The organism is Paraburkholderia sp. GAS82, assembly GCF_050436285.1.
In the GTDB taxonomy this organism is placed as follows: domain Bacteria; phylum Pseudomonadota; class Gammaproteobacteria; order Burkholderiales; family Burkholderiaceae; genus Paraburkholderia; species Paraburkholderia phenazinium_B.
On sequence record NZ_JBNDLX010000010.1, the window covers coordinates 207,518 to 225,902 of the forward strand.

At 62.7% G+C, this 18,385-nt stretch carries 19 protein-coding genes; 13 read left to right on the forward strand and 6 right to left on the reverse strand.

The window, feature by feature from the left end; all coding sequences use genetic code 11:
* Positions 1-9 precede the first annotated feature (9 nt).
* Positions 10-666, forward strand: coding sequence for a GntR family transcriptional regulator (locus tag P3T17_RS28765; protein WP_074268011.1), 657 nt, complete (start codon positions 10-12; stop codon positions 664-666).
* A gap of 70 nt (positions 667-736) precedes the next feature.
* Here P3T17_RS28765 and P3T17_RS28770 read toward each other — a convergent pair whose 3' ends face one another.
* The 4 genes from P3T17_RS28770 to P3T17_RS28785 form a co-directional block, all read right to left on the reverse strand.
* A complete protein-coding gene (locus P3T17_RS28770) occupies positions 737-1,474 on the reverse strand; it encodes an amino acid ABC transporter ATP-binding protein (RefSeq protein ID WP_074268010.1) in 738 nt (245 codons plus the stop codon).
* Positions 1,452-2,144, reverse strand: coding sequence for an amino acid ABC transporter permease (locus P3T17_RS28775; RefSeq protein WP_254369002.1), 693 nt, complete (start codon positions 2,142-2,144; stop codon positions 1,452-1,454). The genes P3T17_RS28770 and P3T17_RS28775 overlap by 23 nt, the downstream gene beginning before the upstream one ends.
* Positions 2,144-2,812, reverse strand: coding sequence for an amino acid ABC transporter permease (locus P3T17_RS28780; protein ID WP_429409808.1), 669 nt, complete (start codon positions 2,810-2,812; stop codon positions 2,144-2,146). The genes P3T17_RS28775 and P3T17_RS28780 overlap by 1 nt, the downstream gene beginning before the upstream one ends.
* Positions 2,813-2,897: 85 nt before the next feature.
* The gene (locus P3T17_RS28785) at positions 2,898-3,725 is read right to left on the reverse strand and encodes a transporter substrate-binding domain-containing protein (RefSeq protein WP_074268008.1); all 828 of its coding nucleotides are present in this window, start codon (positions 3,723-3,725) and stop codon (positions 2,898-2,900) included.
* A gap of 169 nt (positions 3,726-3,894) precedes the next feature.
* Here P3T17_RS28785 and P3T17_RS28790 point away from each other — a divergent pair, with 169 nt between their 5' ends.
* The 5 genes from P3T17_RS28790 to hydA are packed head-to-tail and all read left to right on the forward strand — an operon-like array spanning position 3,895 to position 9,145.
* The gene (locus tag P3T17_RS28790; protein WP_429409810.1) at positions 3,895-4,182 is read left to right on the forward strand and encodes a (2Fe-2S)-binding protein; all 288 of its coding nucleotides are present in this window, start codon (positions 3,895-3,897) and stop codon (positions 4,180-4,182) included.
* The gene (locus tag P3T17_RS28795; protein ID WP_429409812.1) at positions 4,175-5,599 is read left to right on the forward strand and encodes an FAD-dependent oxidoreductase; all 1,425 of its coding nucleotides are present in this window, start codon (positions 4,175-4,177) and stop codon (positions 5,597-5,599) included. Before P3T17_RS28790 ends, P3T17_RS28795 begins: the two co-directional genes overlap by 8 nt.
* Positions 5,596-6,768, forward strand: a complete 1,173-nt coding sequence (locus tag P3T17_RS28800; protein ID WP_429409814.1) for an NAD(P)/FAD-dependent oxidoreductase — start codon at positions 5,596-5,598, stop codon at positions 6,766-6,768. The genes P3T17_RS28795 and P3T17_RS28800 overlap by 4 nt, the downstream gene beginning before the upstream one ends.
* Positions 6,765-7,721 (forward strand): dihydrodipicolinate synthase family protein, encoded by a 957-nt coding sequence (locus P3T17_RS28805; RefSeq protein ID WP_429288560.1) that lies wholly within the window; start codon positions 6,765-6,767, stop codon positions 7,719-7,721. The genes P3T17_RS28800 and P3T17_RS28805 overlap by 4 nt, the downstream gene beginning before the upstream one ends.
* On the forward strand, positions 7,718-9,145 hold the full coding sequence (gene hydA / locus P3T17_RS28810; protein ID WP_429288559.1) for a dihydropyrimidinase: 1,428 nt from the start codon (positions 7,718-7,720) through the stop codon (positions 9,143-9,145). Before P3T17_RS28805 ends, hydA begins: the two co-directional genes overlap by 4 nt.
* A gap of 5 nt (positions 9,146-9,150) precedes the next feature.
* Here the strand turns inward: hydA and P3T17_RS28815 are convergent, their stop codons facing one another.
* A complete protein-coding gene (locus P3T17_RS28815; RefSeq protein ID WP_429409816.1) occupies positions 9,151-10,701 on the reverse strand; it encodes a methyl-accepting chemotaxis protein in 1,551 nt (516 codons plus the stop codon).
* Positions 10,702-10,911: 210 nt separating this feature from the next.
* Complete coding sequence (locus tag P3T17_RS28820; protein ID WP_074268002.1) at positions 10,912-11,796, reverse strand: LysR family transcriptional regulator; 885 nt, start codon at positions 11,794-11,796, stop codon at positions 10,912-10,914.
* 125 nt (positions 11,797-11,921) lie between these two features.
* On the opposite strand from P3T17_RS28820, the gene P3T17_RS28825 reads away from it, so the two are divergent.
* From P3T17_RS28825 to P3T17_RS28855, 7 genes are all read left to right on the forward strand, one after another.
* A complete protein-coding gene (locus tag P3T17_RS28825; protein WP_429409818.1) occupies positions 11,922-12,770 on the forward strand; it encodes a transporter substrate-binding domain-containing protein in 849 nt (282 codons plus the stop codon).
* 13 nt (positions 12,771-12,783) lie between these two features.
* A complete protein-coding gene (locus tag P3T17_RS28830; RefSeq protein WP_429409820.1) occupies positions 12,784-13,467 on the forward strand; it encodes an amino acid ABC transporter permease in 684 nt (227 codons plus the stop codon).
* Entirely contained in the window at positions 13,457-14,119 is a 663-nt protein-coding gene (locus P3T17_RS28835; RefSeq protein WP_074267999.1) for an amino acid ABC transporter permease, read from the forward strand. The genes P3T17_RS28830 and P3T17_RS28835 overlap by 11 nt, the downstream gene beginning before the upstream one ends.
* Positions 14,120-14,172: 53 nt before the next feature.
* Positions 14,173-15,138, forward strand: coding sequence for an agmatinase (locus P3T17_RS28840; RefSeq protein WP_429409960.1), 966 nt, complete (start codon positions 14,173-14,175; stop codon positions 15,136-15,138).
* Between the two features lie 31 nt (positions 15,139-15,169).
* A complete protein-coding gene (locus P3T17_RS28845; RefSeq protein WP_429409962.1) occupies positions 15,170-15,577 on the forward strand; it encodes a RidA family protein in 408 nt (135 codons plus the stop codon).
* Positions 15,578-15,832: 255 nt separating this feature from the next.
* The gene (locus P3T17_RS28850; RefSeq protein WP_429409822.1) at positions 15,833-16,762 is read left to right on the forward strand and encodes an ABC transporter substrate-binding protein; all 930 of its coding nucleotides are present in this window, start codon (positions 15,833-15,835) and stop codon (positions 16,760-16,762) included.
* The gene (locus P3T17_RS28855; protein ID WP_429409824.1) at positions 16,762-18,378 is read left to right on the forward strand and encodes an amino acid ABC transporter permease/ATP-binding protein; all 1,617 of its coding nucleotides are present in this window, start codon (positions 16,762-16,764) and stop codon (positions 18,376-18,378) included. The genes P3T17_RS28850 and P3T17_RS28855 overlap by 1 nt, the downstream gene beginning before the upstream one ends.
* Positions 18,379-18,385 lie beyond the last annotated feature (7 nt).

Here is an 18,385-nt window from a genome sequence, read left to right on the forward strand (position 1 = left end):
TGAGAGCGCGTGAATACTAATTCCACCTCCAGTCCCGAGAAGCTCGGCGAACTGGCCTATCAGACGCTGCGCCGCATGATCCTCGACAAGGCGTTGCGCAGCGGTGGTCCGGTCGTCGAAGGTCGGCTCGCCGAAGAACTCAACATCTCCCGCACCCCGATGCGCGAGGCTCTGCTGCGGCTCGAAGGCGAAGGCCTGTTGGCGCGCGCCGGCGCGCGCTCCTATTCGGTGCGTTTCGTCAGCGCGCAGGAATACTTTCAGGCCATGAAAGTGCGCGAACTGCTCGAAGCGGAAGCCATCGGGCTTGCAATCGGCAAGATCGACAAGAAGCTGGTGCATCAGCTGGTAAAGAAGATCAAGGCGCTCAGCAGCGGCCAGCAGGAACAGGCCCACTGGCAGCTCGACGATCAGGTGCATACGATGATGGCGCGCGCAAGCGGCAACGATGTGCTCGCCCATATGATCGACCTGGTGCGCACGAACAGCCGCCTGTTCGAACTGGTCACGCCGTTTAACCGTATCGAGGAAGATCGCGCCGAGCATCTGGCGATTCTTGAAGCGTATCTGGCGGACGACGCGGAAGCGGCGCGTACCGCCGTGCGCACGCATCTGCAGAACCTGCGCCGTTTCGTGCTCGACCGGCTTGCAGAAGGCACGTATAGCTGAGTGGTGCAGCAGCGCATGGGCGCTGCACGCGCGGGATTGTGTGCAACTTCCGTACTGCTTGCGTGCCGCTTCAGTGCCGCAAAATCTTCCCGACAAATTCCCGCGTGCGCGCTTCCTGCGGCGCATCGAATAGCTGCTGGGGCGTGCCGGTCTCAATCACGTGACCGCCGGCCATAAACACAACCTTCGACGACACTTCCCGCACGAAGCTCATTTCGTGCGACACGATGAACATCGTGATGCCATCGGAAGCGAGTTCACGGATCGTGTCGAGCACTTCGTTGACGAGCTCAGGATCGAGCGCAGCGGTCACCTCATCGAGCAACAGTACCTTGGGCTTCAACGCGAGCGCACGCGCAATCGCCACGCGCTGCTGCTGGCCGCCCGACAATTCGTCCGGATAGGCATGCAAGCGGTGCGCGAGCCCCACACGCGTCAGCAGATTGATCGCATTCTGCTCGACCTCGGCGCGCGGCCAGCGTTTGATCTTGGTCGGCGTAATCATCACGTTGTCGATCACGGTCATGTTCTGGAACAGGTTGTATTGCTGGAACACAATCGCGATATCCAGACGCAGCGCGCGAACAGCGGTCCTGTCCGCATAATTCACCTCGCTGCCGTTCAGAAGCACGCTGCCGTGCTCGGGCTGCAGCAGCCCCATCAGGACGCGCAGCAAGGTGCTCTTGCCCGACCCTGACGGTCCGATCAGGCTGACAATCTCGCCCTTCTCGACGGACAGGTTGATACGCTCCAGTACCGTGTGCGGACCATAGGAGGCTTTCAGATCAACGATTTCGAGTTGAGGCAAGATTCTTCTCCAGGCGCTTACCTAAGCGCGACAGGGGATACGACATCAGGAAGTACAGCGCCAGGATGCTCCCGTACACGAGCGTGGCGGAAAAACCCTTGTTGCTGAGCACCTTCCCCGCCGATGTGAGTTCCATCACGCCGATCTGCGAGGCAAGCGCCGTGTCCTTGATGAACATGACGAAGAAGCCGAAGGTGGGCGGCAAGATCACACGCCACGCCTGCGGCACGATCACGTAGCGCAGCGTTTGCAGATAACTGAAGTTAAATGTGCTGGCGGCCTCCCACTGATTGACGTGAACCGACTCCAGGCCGCTGCGCACGATCTCGCCGAGATACGCCGCGGCAATCAGGCAGACGCTGATCAGCGCAACCGTGAAAGTCGACAGGTTCGCGTTGAGCGCCTGGCTGGCAAAAAACACCAGCATCAGCGTGACGAGAAACGGTACGCGCCGCAGCAGCAGGCAGTATGCGAACATCAGCGCGCGCACTGGCGCCATCGCCCGCGAGCGCGTCACACGCAGGACTGCCACCGCAAAACCCGCAACGAATCCGGCCAGACAACCGATTACCGACAACACGAAGGTCGCGACCAGCCCTTCGAGCAGCAACAACAGGTTGTAGTACGAAAACAGGCCGGCGAGTTGCATCATCATCGAAGAGCCGGCCATCAAAACACCCTGATCTTCGCGCGGCACACATGGCGGCCGAACATCGCAAGCGCGAAAGTTGCCAGCAGCGTGATCGCGATATACATGACGGCCGCCACGCTAAACGCTTCGACCGACAGGTACGTCTGCGAGCTGATGTTATAGGTGCGCCCCGTCAGTTCCTCGACGCCGAAGATCGAGGCCATCGAGGTACCTAAGGTCATGACAATGAACTGATTCGACAGAGGTGCAAACATCACTTTCACTACGTGTGGAAAAATCACATACCGCACGATCTGCGGCGTCGAAAAGCCCAGTACTTCCGCAGCCTCGATTTCCGTCCACCGTACCGATGCGAAACCGGCGCGCTGGATTTCGCACAGGTAAGCGCCCGCATTAAACGTAGCGCCGATCAGAACTGCGGAGTACGGCGAAAGCGTAATGCCGATGTCGGGCAACGCGAAAAACAGGAAGAAAATCTGCACGAGCTGCGGGGTATTGGTCGCAAAGCTCACATAGGCGGTGACAACACGGCGCAAAATGGCCGGCCCGTACCGCAGGACCGACGCGCAGACAAGTCCGATCAGCATGCCAAAAGCGAACGCCAGTACCGCGATCTGCAGGCTGAGCCACGCGCCGCCCAGCAGATACGGCCATTGCTCGAGGATGGGCCCGAACTGAAGCGTCATCTAATCAGCACTCCTTGAAACGAAGTTGTGCAGCGCCCGTTGCAGTAAAACCGCAACGCGCGCTGTCAGTGACGCGAAGCCAAGCTTATTGCGCTGCAACCGCAGGCGGCGCAGCGGTCGGATCGTACAGCATCGGGCTGCCAAACCACTTCTTCCAGCTTTCCGCCACAAAACCGTTCTTCTGCAAGACGCCGATTTCCTTGTTCAGACGCTCGGTCAACGCGGTATTCCCCTTCTTGATGCCGATACAGTCGTAGTCCACTTCAATCGGTGCGTCGACGACACGCCATTTCGTCGGGTAGCTTTTCGTGAAGCTCAGCATGAAATCGAGCACGTCGATCAGCGCGTCGGAGCGGCCCTGCGCAATCGAGCGCACCGCGTCGGGATAGTTGTCCAGCAACAGCAGTTGTGCCTTCGGCAGCTTGTCCTGAATCAGCTTGACCGGTGTCGTGCCGCGCACCTGCACGAGCCGAACCGACGGATCGTTCAGTTGCGTCCAGTCCTTGTACGGCTTGTCTTGTGTGGTCAGTACACCGAGCACTTCAGTATTGACCGGGTCCGTGAAGTCGATCACTTTCAGCCGGTCGGCGTTGCGCGTCATACCGCCCATCACCGCGTCGATCTTGTCGGACATCAGAAACGGCACGCGGTCGGCCGAGCCAACCGGCACGATTTCCAGTTTGACGCCCAGCGAATCCGCAATCTTCTTCGCGATGCTCACATCGAAACCGTCGATATTGTTCTTGGCATCATAGACGCCAAGCGGCGGCAGGTTCGGGTTGATACCGAACACAATCGTCTTCGAGGCAAGAATTTCGTCCAGCGTGCGGGCGCTTGCATCGAGTGAGCCAAGCAGCGCGCAGGCCGCGAGGCCAGCGGCGAGCATGCGGCTCAGGGTGATCGAGGGTTTCATGCTGTAACTCCGTGAGAGGGGCGGCTAGGTGTGGGAAGGCTCGGTCGAGGCGTTCGCAGCGCCACTTGTTTTTGGCGACTTTGCGTATACGTATCGTATACGTTAGTATCAAAGCATCGCCTAAATTACTTGTCAAGCGAGGTTGGTGCCGATGTCTGCAGCGGATGCCATGCGTATTCACGACTCGAACCGTGTTGCAACCGTCGAGCTGTTTCTCGACGGGCAGCGCTTCACGGCACGCGCGGGCGAAAGCGTCGCGGTCGCCCTGTTTGCGTCTGACATAAAGGCCTTGCGCTCGAGCCCGCGTCTGCGCGAGGCACGTGGCATGTTCTGCCTTATGGGGTCTTGCCAGGAATGTCTGGTGATGGTCGACGGTCGCCGCACACTCGCGTGCCGAACACCGGTGACCAATGGCCTGCATGTCGAAACCGTCCCGGAGACCGGCGCCGATGGCTGAGTTCGACGTGGTGGTGCTTGGAGGCGGACCGGCGGGCGTGCATGCGGCGCTGGCAGCGGCATCGGCTGGGCTGAACGTCGCGCTGTTCGACGAGAACGCCAGCGCGGGAGGACAGGTCTACCGCGCCCCCCTGGAAGGCATGCGCGCCGCGAGCAACGCCGATCAGCAGGCAGGCGACGTATTGCGGCGTGAGCTGACCGCCAGTACCGTGACCACCTTCTTCGCCCACTCGGTGTGGGCCGTGACCGGCGATTACCGCATCGACGCCACCGGCCCCAACGGCCCTGTGCATTGCACGGCGCGCGCGCTGATCGTGGCATCGGGAACGACTGAACGGGTCGTACCGTTCGAAGGATGGACCACGCCTGGTGTAATCGGCCTCGCCGCTGCGACGATTCTGCTGAAATCGCAAGGAGTACTGCCTGGTCGCTCGACGCTCGTCGCCGGATGCGGGCCGCTGCTCGCGGCCGTGGCGGCGAAGACCCTTGAAGGCGGCGGCAAGGTCGAGGCAATTGCCGATCTCGCCGGCACCGCCGACTGGGCACGCACACTGCCGGCGATGCTCGCGCGCCCCGGTCTGCTGCGACAAGGTGTCGACTGGTGGCGCACCATCAACCGCGCCCGGACGCCGCGGTATGGACGTCACACCATCATTCGTGTCGAACCGGCTGACGAACGCTTGCGTGCCACGCTCGCCCCCTGCGACGCGGCTGGACGTCCAATCAGCGGACAGCGAACGACCGTGCTGGCCGATTGTATCGCCGTCGGTCACGGTCTCACGCCAGCCACGGAAATCACCCGTCTGTTGCGCGCGAAGCATCGCTACTCGCGCGCGGCGGGAGGATGGATCGCCGTCGCCGACCAGGACGGACGCACCTCGCGCCCACTGCTTTATGTCGCTGGGGACGGCGCCGGCATCGCCGGTGCGGCGGCGGCCGCCACGCACGGCGCATTGGCCGGACTGGCCTGCGCGCTCGATCTCGGCGCGGCTAATCCCGTGCGCCTGACGCGCGGCATCGGGCCTGCACGCAGCGCCCATCGGCACGCCGCGCGCTTTGGCCATGCGATGGCCAATCTGATAGCGCTGCGCCCGGGACACGTGGAAAGCATTACGCCAGAGACGATTGTGTGCCGTTGCGAAGACGTGACACGTGCAGAGATCGAGGCCGCCTGCGACGCCGGCGCTCGCGACATCAATCAGCTCAAGGCGTGGACACGCTGCGGAATGGGCCCATGCCAGGGCCGCACGTGCGGCGACGTAGCCGGCGAACTGCTGATGCGGCGTATGGGCACCGCTTCGCGCGAAACCGTCGGCTCCTTCTCGGCCCGCACGCCGTTACGGCCGGTGACGGTGGAAGCGTTGACCGGCAATTTCACGTATGACGAAATCCCCATTCCGAAGGCGGCTCCGCTATGAGCACGCCGGGCCAGACCGTACACGGACCATTCGACGTTGCCATCGTAGGTGGCGGCGTGATGGGTTGCACCACTGCGTTATTCCTCGCACGCGGCGGCATGCGGGTCGCGCTGATCGAGCGTGATGCCCTGTGCCGCGCCGCCTCGGGCGTGAACGCGGGCACGCTCACCCTTCATATGACGCGTGCCGCGCTGGTTCCGTACGCCAGGCGCGGCTGGCAAATGTGGATGGAATCCGAACAATGGCTTGGTTCCAGCGTCCTTGCGACCGCGGTGCCGGGGCTCTCGCTCGCGTTCACCGAAACCGAGCGCGAACTGCTGCGCGCTCGCGCCGCAGCACGACGCGAATATGGCGCGCAGATTGACCTGCTCGAGCGCGACGCCGCGCTAGCGGTCGAACAGGGGCTCAATCCCGCGATGCTTGAAGCCGCGTTCTGCCAGACGGACGGCTTCGCCAGTGCTTATTTAACCGGGCGCGCCTTTCACGCGGCGCTGCGGACAGCGGGCGTGCAGATCTTCGAGCAGACCGCTGTCACGCGCATCGATCACGCCAATGGGCACTACCGCGTACATGGCCCCGAACACCAGGGCGCCTCGGTTCGCATCGACGCCACGCGCCTCGTCATGGCAGGCGGTGTCTGGCTCGAACCGCTGCTCGCGATGCTCGATATCCGCATTCCCGTAAAAGCGCTGGTAAACCAGCTCATCATCACCGAACGGATGCCTCCCGTCATGCGCACGGTGCTAAGCATTGCGAACGGCTTGCTGTCGATGAAGCAGTTCGCCAACGGCACCGTACTGATCGGCGGCGGCTGGCAAGGTGTCGGCGATCGCGCGCGCGGCCCGGTCGAAACGATTCCGCAAAACCTCACCGGCAACCTGCGTCTCGCGCAGCACGTGATTCCCGCGCTGGCAAAAGCGCGCGTCGCGCGCATCTGGCTGGGTCTCGAGGCCGAGACCGCCGACGCCATGCCGATGATCGGCGCGCTGCCTGGACTCGCTGACGCATGGGTCATCGGCTGCGTGCATTCCGGTTATACGAGCGGGCCCTACATGGGCAAGCTGCTCGCTCAAACGATGCTCGGCGCGACGCCCGAGCTGCCGTTGTTCGATCCCGCCCGGCTCATCGCCGCCGCGCCCGAACTCCCTCAACGAGAACAGACCCAATGATTCCCTCGCACGACGCTCCCTTCAACGGCATCTACGCCTCCACACTGTGCCCGCTCGATGCGCACGGCCGCCATCTCGACGAGGCTGCGCTCGCGTCGCATCTCGAGGAAGTGACGGCGATCGATGGGATAGTCGGACTCCTGATCAACGGCCACGCTGGCGAGAACTTCGCTCTGTCGCGCGATGAAAAGCGGCGCGTGGTGGAAATCGCGCATAGTGTCTGCGGCGACCGCTCGATCATCGTCGCAGGGATCAATTCGGAGGATAGCTACGAAGCGCAGGCGCATACCGACGATGCCCAGCGGGCGGGCGCCGACGCCTTGCTGCTGTTTCCGCCGTACTCGTGGGCGCTCTCCACCGATCTGGAGACCGTCGTCACGCATCACCGGCTGGCCAACGCGAACGCCGGTCTGCCGATGATGCTCTATCAGGCCGGCGTCAGCACCGGTGGAATGGCCTATACGCCAGAAATGCTAACCGCGCTGGCCAGCTTGCCCGAGGTGGTGGCCATCAAGGAAGGCAGCTGGGAAACCGCCGCGTACGAGGCCAATCGCAGGCTTTTGAAATCGGTGGCGCCGCATATTGCCGTCATGGCGTCGGGCGACGAGCACCTGTTCCCATGCTTTGCCATCGGCACCGAGGGCAGCCTCGTCAGCCTGGCAGCGGTCGTGCCGGAGCTGATCGTCGCGCTGTACCGGGCCGTGCTGAACGGCAGCCTCAGCGAAGCACAACAGCTCCATGCGCGCGTCTATCCGCTGGCAAAGCTCATCTACGGCACCGCGCCCGGCTCGCACGCGAACGCACGTCTGAAGGCCTGTTTGCACCTGCTTGGCAAATTCCCGCATGCATCGATGCGACCGCCCATCTCGCGCCTGTCCGCTGCAGAAATCGGCCGTCTCGAGGACGCCCTCTCCTTTGCCCTTGCCACTGACCATGAACGGAGCGATTCATGACTCACGACCCGACACGCACGCTGATTCGCGGAGGACGCCTGATTACCGCCATTGACGACTACGTCGCCGATATCGTGATCGAAGGCGGACGCATCGTCTGTATCGGCCAGCAGCTCGAAGCCGGACCCGACACTCACGTAATCGACGCGAGCGGCCTGCTGGTATTTCCAGGCGGCGTCGACGCCCACACGCATATGGAGAATACCTTCGGGCCCTCGGTCACCTGCGACAACTTCGCATCCGGCACCCGCTCGGCGGCGTTCGGCGGCACCACGACGATCATCGACTTTGCGCTGCAAAACGCCGGCACCAGCCCACTCGATGCAATTGCGCGCGCGCAATCGAAAGCGGCCTCGGTTGCCAGTATCGACTATGCCTTTCACGTGATCGTCACGCAGGTCGACGACAAGGTCCTCGGCGACATGCAATACGCGATCCGTCACGAAGGCGTGTCGAGCTTCAAGATGTTCATGGCGTACCCCGGCACGGTGATGTCGGACGATGCGGCGATTTTCCAGGCCATGCGCATGGTGGGTCAGCATGGCGGCATGATTGCGTTGCACGCCGAGAACGGCACCGTGATCGATCTGCTGATTCGCGAAGCGATTGCCCAGGGTCATACATCGCCGCGCTATCACGCGCTCACACGTCCGGCCATCATGGAAGGCGAGGCGACGCATCGCGGCATCAAACTCGCAGAGCTCGCCGAGGCGCCGGTGTACTTCGTGCACCTGTCCGCCAAGGAAGCGCTAAAACACGTGATCGAAGCGCGCGACCTCGGCATTCCTGTGTTTGCGGAAACCTGCCCGCATTACCTGTTCTTCGACGAGTCGGCCTACGCCGACGAAAGCTTCGACACCGCACGCTATGTGATGAGCCCGCCGCTGCGTTCTAAAGACGCGCAGAACGCGCTATGGACGGCGCTGAAAACGGACGACCTGCAACTCATCTCCACCGATCATTGCCCCTACTGCATGAAAGAAGGCCATCGCGGCAACGTGAACCAGAAGCCGCTCGGGCAGGACGATTTTTCGAAGATTCCGAACGGCGTGCCCGGTGTGGAAACTCGCATGACCGTTGTTTACGACGGGGGGGTACGCACGGGCCGAATTTCGCTGAACCGCTTTGTCGAACTGACGTCGACCGCGCCTGCGAAACTGTTTGGGCTGTTCCCGAAGAAAGGCACGCTGGCGATAGGCAGCGATGCCGATATCGTGCTGTTCGATCCAGGTGAAGTACATACGATCAGCGCGCATACACAGCACAGCGATTGCGATTTCACGCTATTCGAAGGCCACTCTGTGACGGGACGCGTGAAGAAGGTATTGCTGCGCGGCGAGTTGCTGATCGACGACGGCGAGTGGGTGGGTCAAACCGGACACGGGCAATTCGTGCCGCGCGGCGAGTTGGGCGCGCACTGGTAACAGCGTCAGGCCTTCCTGGAAGGCTTCAACCCGTCACCGCGGTTGACGCTGCACTGTACGGCCCAACGGCCGCCGAGCGCGGGCGCGATGTAACCGATCTTCTCCACTGGTTGCTTCGTTACAGGATGCCGCCCGTTGAATTCGATCCAGCCGCCGCCCTGCTCGACCGCGCGCCAACTGGCCTCGCGGATCGCGCTCTGGTCGTCGCCGGGCAACGCATCTTTTCGCAGCTTGCCGGCCTTGCTCGGGTCGGAGCCGAAGGCACGGAAATAGTCGTCGCGATCCGCCACCACGATATAGAGGTCGCGGTCGCGAAAGCCGCCCTGCGGGTCGTGAAAACGACGCACGGCAACTTCGGGCCCCTCGCTGTCCACCAGTTGCGCCGCACGCTGCGCCATGGCGCGTGCCTCGTCGGCACAGCCCTGGCGTAGGCGGATATATTTGACGCCGTCGCTGAGCCGGTCGGCACGGGCCTGCAACTGACTTGCCGTTTCCACCGACCCGCCGACCATCTGGCCGTTGCGTTGGGTGATGTCGTCCAGCACCTCGACCGCCTGGGCGATCTCCTGCAAGCCGATGGTCTGCTCGCTGCTCGAGCGTGCGACGTCGCGCAGCAAGGCCGCTACCTGGCTGACCGCATCGACTGCACGCGTCAGCAGATTGCGGCTGCCTTCAATGGCTTGCACGCCGTCCGTCACCTCGTCGCGAGAATGCTGGATCAGTTTTTTGACTTCCGCGGCGGCCTGCGCGCTACGCTGTGCCAGGGCCCGCACTTCGGAGGCGACCACGGCGAAACCGCGGCCGGAATCGCCAGCGCGGGCCGCTTCCACTGCGGCGTTGAGCGCGAGGATATTGGTCTGGAAAGCGATGCCATCGATCACGCTGAGCATCTCGCCCATCTCGTGCGAGCGCTGCTCGATGCGCTCGATGCTTTCGACTGAAGCGCGCACCGCCTCCTGTCCCGCAACCGCATCGGCGTGTGCACGGGCGGAGCGCTCATCGGCTTGCTGTGTCTGATTGGTGTTATAGCGCACGGCTTCCAGCAAGGTCTCGAGCGAGGCACGGGTTTGCTGAAGGCTCGCAGCCTGCGATTCGGTGCGCTGCGACAGCGAGGTGGCGTGTTCAGTCGCCTCGGCGCCGCCCATCGCGATCAGTTCCGCTTCGCTGCGAATGCGAGCCACGATCTGCGAAAACTGGTGGGCCAGCAGACGCCCCTGTTCGCCGAGCGCCGCCAGTTCGTCGCGTCCGGGCAAGAATACGTCCCGCACCAGATCGCCTTCGCACAGCGCCTCGAGTTGGGCCCGCAAGACTGAGATGGCGCGGAACAGGCCTACCCCGAACCAGCCGAAAATCACCAGGAACTGCGCAAGGCCAAACGCGGCGCCATAGTAGCCGTACCAGCGGGCCGCGGCGACAGCGCCAATCGCGCTAAGCGCGACAATCGTCCATTGCACGCGCAGATTCCAGCGGCGCAATGCGGAGCCAAGCGGGAGAGGCGAGGATGATGAATGCGACGGGCCCGCGGCAACGCGTGGCGTCTGTTGACTGGCTGACATGGATCTCCCCCAAACCGCAGTGGCGTTGCCTCCGATCGCCGGCCAGATGCATGGGATGCAACCTGGAAGCACGTCGCGGTGGGCATATACGTTCTTCTGGCGATTCTGCCATAGCGGGTGTCGCGCGGTTATCCCAAGTGGCCTCATCTCGCATCTATTCTGTTTATCGGACGAGCGGGAGGTAAACAGAACGCGCGCACGGCAGCGTCGTCAGCGGTGCGCCGCAAGCAGCAGGTCCAGGAATGACTCAGCGCTGCGAGTCAGGGGTCTTGATTCCTCGACGATCGCGCAAAACGGTATGTCGTAGGACGGCGATTGCGGCAGCACCGCGAACTCATAACGCGGCGACAGTTGCGCCGCATAGTGTTCGGGCAGAAGACCGACGTAGCGCCCCGTCGCCACCAACGTTGCGACTGCTTCGAGCCCGCTGGCTTCCGGACCTTGCCGGAAGGCGTGAGTCGCGAGCGCGTCTTCGACGAACGGATGCGGGCGATACACGAGCGGCCACTCGCCCTTCTCGCCGGGTGCATCGCTAACCGCGCCCTGCGCCGGCCGGTAGTAGACGCGATGCGTTTCGGTGAACAACGGATAGTGACGGAAGGCCCGCGCACGTTTATAGACACCTCGAATCGCGATCTGCACGCGTCGCTCGGCGAGCGCCGTGCCAAGATCGCCGAACGTCATCACCTTCAGCGTCGGCGTGACCAGCGGTGCGATGCGGTTCAACTCGCCGAGCGCATCCGCGACCTTGCAGTCCTTGTGCGTCATCACGTGCTCGGACATGCCGAGCACCAGCGGCCCGGACAACAGGCCACGTACCGCATCGACTTCCGGCTTGATCCGCTCGAGTGCTTCGAGCGCCTGCAGCGAGACGCGCAACGCCACCTGGCCGCCTTCGGTCAGTTGGAAACCTCCGGGGCCCCGTTCGCAGAGCTTCAGCCCGAGGCGCGCTTCGACCTCGTTGATATGCCGGCTGATCGATGCTTTAGACATCAGCAACGTGCGTTCGGCGGCAGCGAAACCACTTGCTTGCGCGGCTGCGCAGAAGACCCGCAGCGAACGAAGGTCGCGCTCATCGAGAGGCATCTTTTTCATCGCGGCAACGTCGTCGAAAGGTCTTGGTTTTCGGAACCATATCAGCACAAAAATAGTTATTCAAAACTATTTTGACTGCCTACATTGGCTGCTCAGCAATCGCTTAACCCCTTGCCGGAAAATCCATGACCACGCTCAATCGACGCAAATTCATCACGCTGGCAGGCGGTGTTTCGCTTGCGTTGGCGGCGCCTTCCTTCGCGTTCGCCGAAGGCGGTTCGTTAGCCGACATCCGCAAGCGCGGCAAGCTGACGGTCGGCACCGAAGCCGCTTACGAGCCGTTTGAATTCGTCGAGAACGGCCAGGTGGTGGGCTACGGCCACGACATCCTGGGATACATGGCCGGCAAGCTCGGCGTGCCGCTCAACCAGGTCAATCTGCCGTTTCAGGGCCTGCTGCCGGGCCTGATGGCACACAAGTTCGACTTCGTCGCGACGAGCGTCGGCATCAACCCGGAGCGGGCGAAACGCTTTGCGTTTTCCGAACCCGTGGGCGTCGTCGATACCGTGCTGGTGACGCGCGCCAGCGACGCCGGCATCACCAGGCCCGAAGATGTTGCGGGACACGTGGTGGGCACGCAGATGGGATCGTCGTCGCAGCCTGTCGCGCAAGCCTTCGATACGCAACTGAAAGCCAAGGGCGCCGGCTACTCGGATCTCAAGCTGTTTCAGGCCTATCCCGACGTCATGGTCGCGTTATCCAACAAGACGGTGGACGTGAGCATCATGCCGTCGAATATCGTTGCGGTGCTGATGAAGCGCGAGCCGGGGCAGTATCGCGTGATAGGTAAAATCGGGGATCCGAAAGTGCTAGCGTGGGTCGCCCATCCAGACGACAAGGAAATCCGCGCGTTCATCAACACCTCGCTCGACGAGCTAACCAGGAACGGCCAGCTCGCCGGCCTGCAAAAAAAATGGTTTGGCTACACGATGAATCTGCCGACCAGCGGTTACCTGCCTGAAGGCGCGGTCTGACGCGGGACGCTCAATGCCGTCCTTTGTCAGCGCACAGATCACCGCGCTTGAGCCCTTCCTTCACGACGTGCTGGGTGGCGCGCTGATCACGATCGCCGCGAGTGCACTCGCATTTGCGATCGGCATTGTGTTCGGTTCGATCCTGCTGGTTGCGCGTCTGCTCGGCGGCCGTGCGCTGGCGTGGCTGGTAGTCGGCTACGTCAGCGCGATTCGCGGCACGCCCGCGCTGATCCAGATGATGGTGGCGTACTACGTGCTGCCGGCGGTGCTGAATCTGCCGCTGTCGCCGCTAGAAGCCGGCGTTCTTGCGCTTGCCATGAATACCGGCGCATACGTGTCGGAAATCCTGCGCGGCGCATTCAATTCCCTCAGTGGCGGCCAGTTGCCCGCCGCGCGCGCGCTCGGCATGCGCGCCGCGCAGGCCTGGCGCTACATCGTGTTTCCCCAGTTGTTCTATCGCTCCATCCCGCCGCTCACCAACGAATTCACCATGCTGCTGAAGGCGTCGTCACTGATGTCGATCATCGCGGTCCATGACCTCGCGACCGTGGCGCGCGACGCCACGCTGCAGACGAACTTGCCGCTGCAGGTGTTTTCCGCCACCGCAGTCGTCTATTTTGGAATCCTGTTCGTGGCGTCGTCGGCATCGCGCGGGCTCGAGCGCCGGGTGGCTAAGGTATTGCCCAATGTCCATTGACCCGTCCATCGTCGAGCAATCGGTCGGCCCGCTGCTGAAGGGCCTGAAAGTCACCGCACAGGTCTGCGGGCTCGGCATTCCGCTGGGCATTGCGGCGGGCACCTTGGCCGCGTATCTGTATGGATCCCCAGCACGTCTCGCGCGTTCGGCCGCGTTGACCTATGTCGAGATTGTGCGCAATGTGCCGTTTCTGATTCTTGTCTACCTCAGCTTTTTTGGCCTGCCGAAGCTCGGCATCTCGATGCCGGCGTTTGCGATCGGTGTGGCGGCGACGGCGTTTTATACCGGCGGCTATTTCTGCGAGATCCTGCGCGCCGCATTCGGCAGCCTGCCGCGCGGACAGTTACAGGCGGCGCGCTCGCTCGGCCTGTCGGAATGGGACGTGCAGTGCCACGTAGTCCTGCCGCAGATCTTCGGCTATCTTGCCCCGGCGACGACCAGCCTCACCATCATGATGTTCAAGGACTCTTCGATTTTCTCGGTGATGAGCCTCTCCGAGCTCACGTACCAGAGCAACCTGCTCACCGCCGATACCTTCGCCTACGTCGAGGTGCTCGGCACGACCGCGCTGATCTACTGGGTGTGCAGTGTGCTGCTGGACCTTGCCGGCCAGTGGTCGGAGCGCTACGCAACCCGTTACCGGCGGGCCTGAGAGGCAATGCTTTACGCCCCTTTTTTAATCCAGTTTGATAAGGAATACAGATGATGGAAAAGCCGCTCACCGTCGCACCGAAAACCGGCCATAAAACCCTGCTCTACGCTGACCTCGCGCTGGACCTCGACCACCTGGAAGCAGACATTGCCGTGCTCGGCATGCCCTACGGCGCTGCGTATTCGGCCGCCGATTTCACCAACGACCAGACCAACGCGCCAACAGCGATCCGCCAGGCGACTGATCGCGTCGTGCGTTCGCCCGGTCATTACGACTTCGATATCGACGGCCCGCTGCTCCAGGAGCGCGATGACATCCGCTTCGTCGATTGCGGCGACGTGATCGCGGACCTCGCCGCCCCCGGCAGTCACTATCAGCGCGTCGAAGCGGCCGTCCGCAAGATTCTCGCCGCCGGCGCGCTACCCATTGTGATGGGCGGCGACCACGGCATCACGACACCGGTGCTGCGCGCGTTCGATTCGCTGGGGCCCATCACGCTAGTTCACGTCGACGCTCATCTCGACTGGCGCGACGAGGTCAACGGCGTGCGCGAAGGGTTGTCGAGCCCCATCCGGCGAGCCTCGGAAATGGCCCATGTGGCGAAGATCGTGCAGATCGGTCTGCGCGCACAGGGTAGCGGACGCCCGGAAGAACTTCGCGCGGCAAAGGCGTACGGGTCCGAACTGATAACCGCGTACGAACTGCACGACATCGGCATGGATGCGGTGCTCGCACGCATTCCCGATGGCGGCAACTACTACCTGACGATTGACGCCGACGGCCTCGATCCCTCCGTGATGCCGGCGGTAGCCGGTCCCGCACCCGGCGGCGTAACTTTCGTGCAGGCCCGCAAGCTGATTCATGGCCTCGTGCGCAAGGGTCGCGTGGTCGGCATGGACATCGTCGAAATCCAGCCAGCCAAAGACATCAACCAGATCTCGTGCATGACGGCCGGGCGGTTGATCCTGAATCTGATCGGCAGCGCGATCCGCGCGGGCTACTTCGATCGCCTCAGCTGACAGTGGTAATCAATTGGAGACGCACAGCATGATGGAACATACCCGTATTCGTCCGTTCAATACCCGGGACACTTATCCGGAGCAATCTCTCGACAACGACCTCGCACAAGCTGTCGTCGCCGGCAATATGATTTTCCTGCGTGGCCAGATTGGCCAGAATCTCGACACGCATGAATCGGTGGGCATCGGCGACGCGGCCGCGCAGGCCGACCAGGCGATGGCCAACATCAAGATGCTGCTCGAAGAAGCCGGCAGCAAGCTGGCAGACATTTGCAAGGTAACGATCTATCTCACCGACGTCAGGTATCGCGAGGCGGTCTACCGCGTGATCGGCCGCTGGCTCAAGGGCGTGCATGCGGTATCGACCGGCTTGACGGTGGTGGCGCTTGCGCGGCCGGAATGGGTCGTCGAAGTGGACGTCATCGCCGTGAAATCATAAGAGGCCTGGTGCTAAAGAACCGCCGCCGCGCCGTCCGGCGGCGCACTCTCGCCCCCTGCCTGACCGGATTGCACCCATCGCCGCCCCAGAGAACCCGAAAACGAAACCCAGGCAGCCTCGCTTCACCCCCGTGCAAGCATTTGTGCGTCCCCGGACAAGTCCGCGAAATTTCCTCCACCTACGCTTGCACTAGTGCGATGCAACAAGGCGTGCATGGGGTACGCCTTTGACATCTGCCGCTCAGGGAGTCTCGGGATGCATACCAATCTTGTCGATCATAGGCATGGCTTGCGGCGTGCCGGCGGCACGCGTCGCCGCTGGCATGAACTGCTCCTCGGCGCCGTCTGCCTGCTGGCGCTGCTGATAACGGGCCACGCCAGGGCAGCCAGCGCGGCCGTGCCTGGCGAATGCAAGGCGCTGCAGGCGAAATATCCGCAATTCAAGGGCAAAACCTTCGTCAATGCGATCAACCCGCACACGCCCGGCTATGAAGCACTAGACCCGAACGATCCGAGTAAATACGTCGGCTTCGATATCGACCTGGGCGAAACCATCGGCAATTGTCTCGGCTTCACGATGACATACAAGCCGGTTACGTTCGCCGCGCTGTTGACGACCCTGCAAAGCGGTCAGGCCGATATCGTGATTTCAGATATTTACGCAACGGAGGAACGTGCCAAGGCTGCGGACTTCATTACCTACTCGAAGGTGTTTGACGGTGTGCTCGTCGCCAAGGGCAATCCGAAGAAGATTACCGGTATCAATCCGTCGCTGTGCGGCACGGCCGCCGCGGAAAACACCGGCTACGTCGAAGTGCCGCTGATCCAGAATCTCGCGCCGGCTTGCAAGGCAGCCAGCAAGCAGGAAGCTGCAGTGCAACTGTACGACAACAACGCGAACTGTATTCAGGCGATCCTTTCGGGCCGCGCCGATACGTACATCAACGACGTGAACACGGTAGATCAGGCGGTGAAGGCGTACCCGGATCAACTCGAAAAGACGACCGCGGTGACACTGCCGTATTCGGTCGGTATCGGTGTACCGAAGGACAAACCGGAGTTCCGCGCAGCCGTGATGGCGGCGCTGGTCGCGATCCAGAAGGCCGGCATCCAGACCGACCTTTTGAAGAAGTGGTCGCTCGGCGCTGAAAATCTCGAAACACCCAAGCTGATCGTCTCGAACTGATGGACCTGTTCCTGCACTATCTCGCGCTGCCGTATCTGCTCAAGGGCATCGGCTTCACGATCGCAGTCACACTCCTTGGGCTCGCCGGAGGGCTCGTCGTGGGGCTGGTGCTCGCCTGCATGCAACTCAGCAGAGTCGGGCCGCTCGCTCTTTTCGCGCGCGGTTATACGGTGATCTTTCGCGGCACACCACTGATCTTGCAACTGGTGTTCGCGTACGATGCATTGCCGCATATCGGGCTGAAGCTAAGCGCGATCGGCGCAGCAGGACTCGCGCTGGCGGCCAACGAAGGGCCGTTCATCGCCGAGATCCTGCGGGCCGGTGTGCTGGGCGTCGAACGGGGACAACTGCTCGCCGGACAGGCGCTCGGCATGACGCCCACCGTGCTGCTGCATCGCGTCATCGCACCGCAGGCAATCCGCATGATCGTGCCGGCGCTTGGCAACGAATCGGTGAGCGCATTGAAGAACTCATCGCTTGCATCGGTGATCGCAGTCGACGAGCTGACACTGCGCAGCACCCAACTCGCCTCGTCGACGTTCGACTTTTTCTCGATCTTCTTCGCCTCCGGATTGATGTACCTGTTGCTGACCGGTGCGATTGCCGCGATCCAGTTGATCGCCGAGGCCGCGCTCGACCTTGACCGCCCAGCGTCTGAACGCTTCGCACGCTTGCTGCCGTGGCGCCGCACGAGTGTCGCGGTGAGCACGTCTCGCGCGAGTATGCCGTCACCGGCCGATGCATCGCTCGAACAGCAGCCGCTCGCCACGCTCCGCAAGCCCGACCCACAGCCGGACCGCTCGAAACGCTACGCAGAACTGACCAGACAACGCGCGGCGGTTCAGGTCAGCAACCTATGCAAACGCTACGGCGACCAGACCGTGCTGGAAGGATTCGACCTGACGGTGCGCGCCGGCGAGGTCGTCGCGCTGCTCGGGCCGAGCGGGTCCGGCAAAAGCACGCTGCTGCGCTGTATCAACCATCTCGAACAATGGAACAGTGGTGAAATCCGCATTGATGGGCAACGGCTCGGCTTTCGTGTCGATGGCCGCCCGATGACCCCGCACGAGATCGCCAACGAGCGGGCAAGCGCCGGCGTCGGCATGGTGTTCCAGCATTTCAACCTGTTCAGTCACCTGACGGCCTGCGAGAACATTGCGGGACCGCTGCGCTGGGTGCACGGCATGGCGCCCGCCGACGCCGAGCGCCGTGCGCGCGAACTGCTCGAAAGTGTCGGTCTCTCGCAGCGCGCCGATGCATTGCCCCGTCATCTGTCCGGCGGTCAGCAGCAGCGCGTCGCGATTGCCCGCGCGCTCGCACCGCGACCGCGCGTGCTGCTGCTCGACGAACCGACCTCGGCGCTCGACCCCGAGCTCGTCGGCGAGGTGCTCGAAGTGATCCAGCGGCTCGCCATCGAAGGCGGTCTGACGATGATTATCTCGACGCACCAGCTGCGTTTCGCCGACGAGGTGGCCGATCGCGTCGTGTTCATGAGCGGCGGCGCGGTGGTTGAAGAAGGTCCCGCGCACGAAATCCTCACGCATCCGCGCCATCCGCTGACCATGCGTTTTCTGAACGTAATGGGCGCCGACAGCCGGCTTGCAGTCCCATCGTGATCGTCGC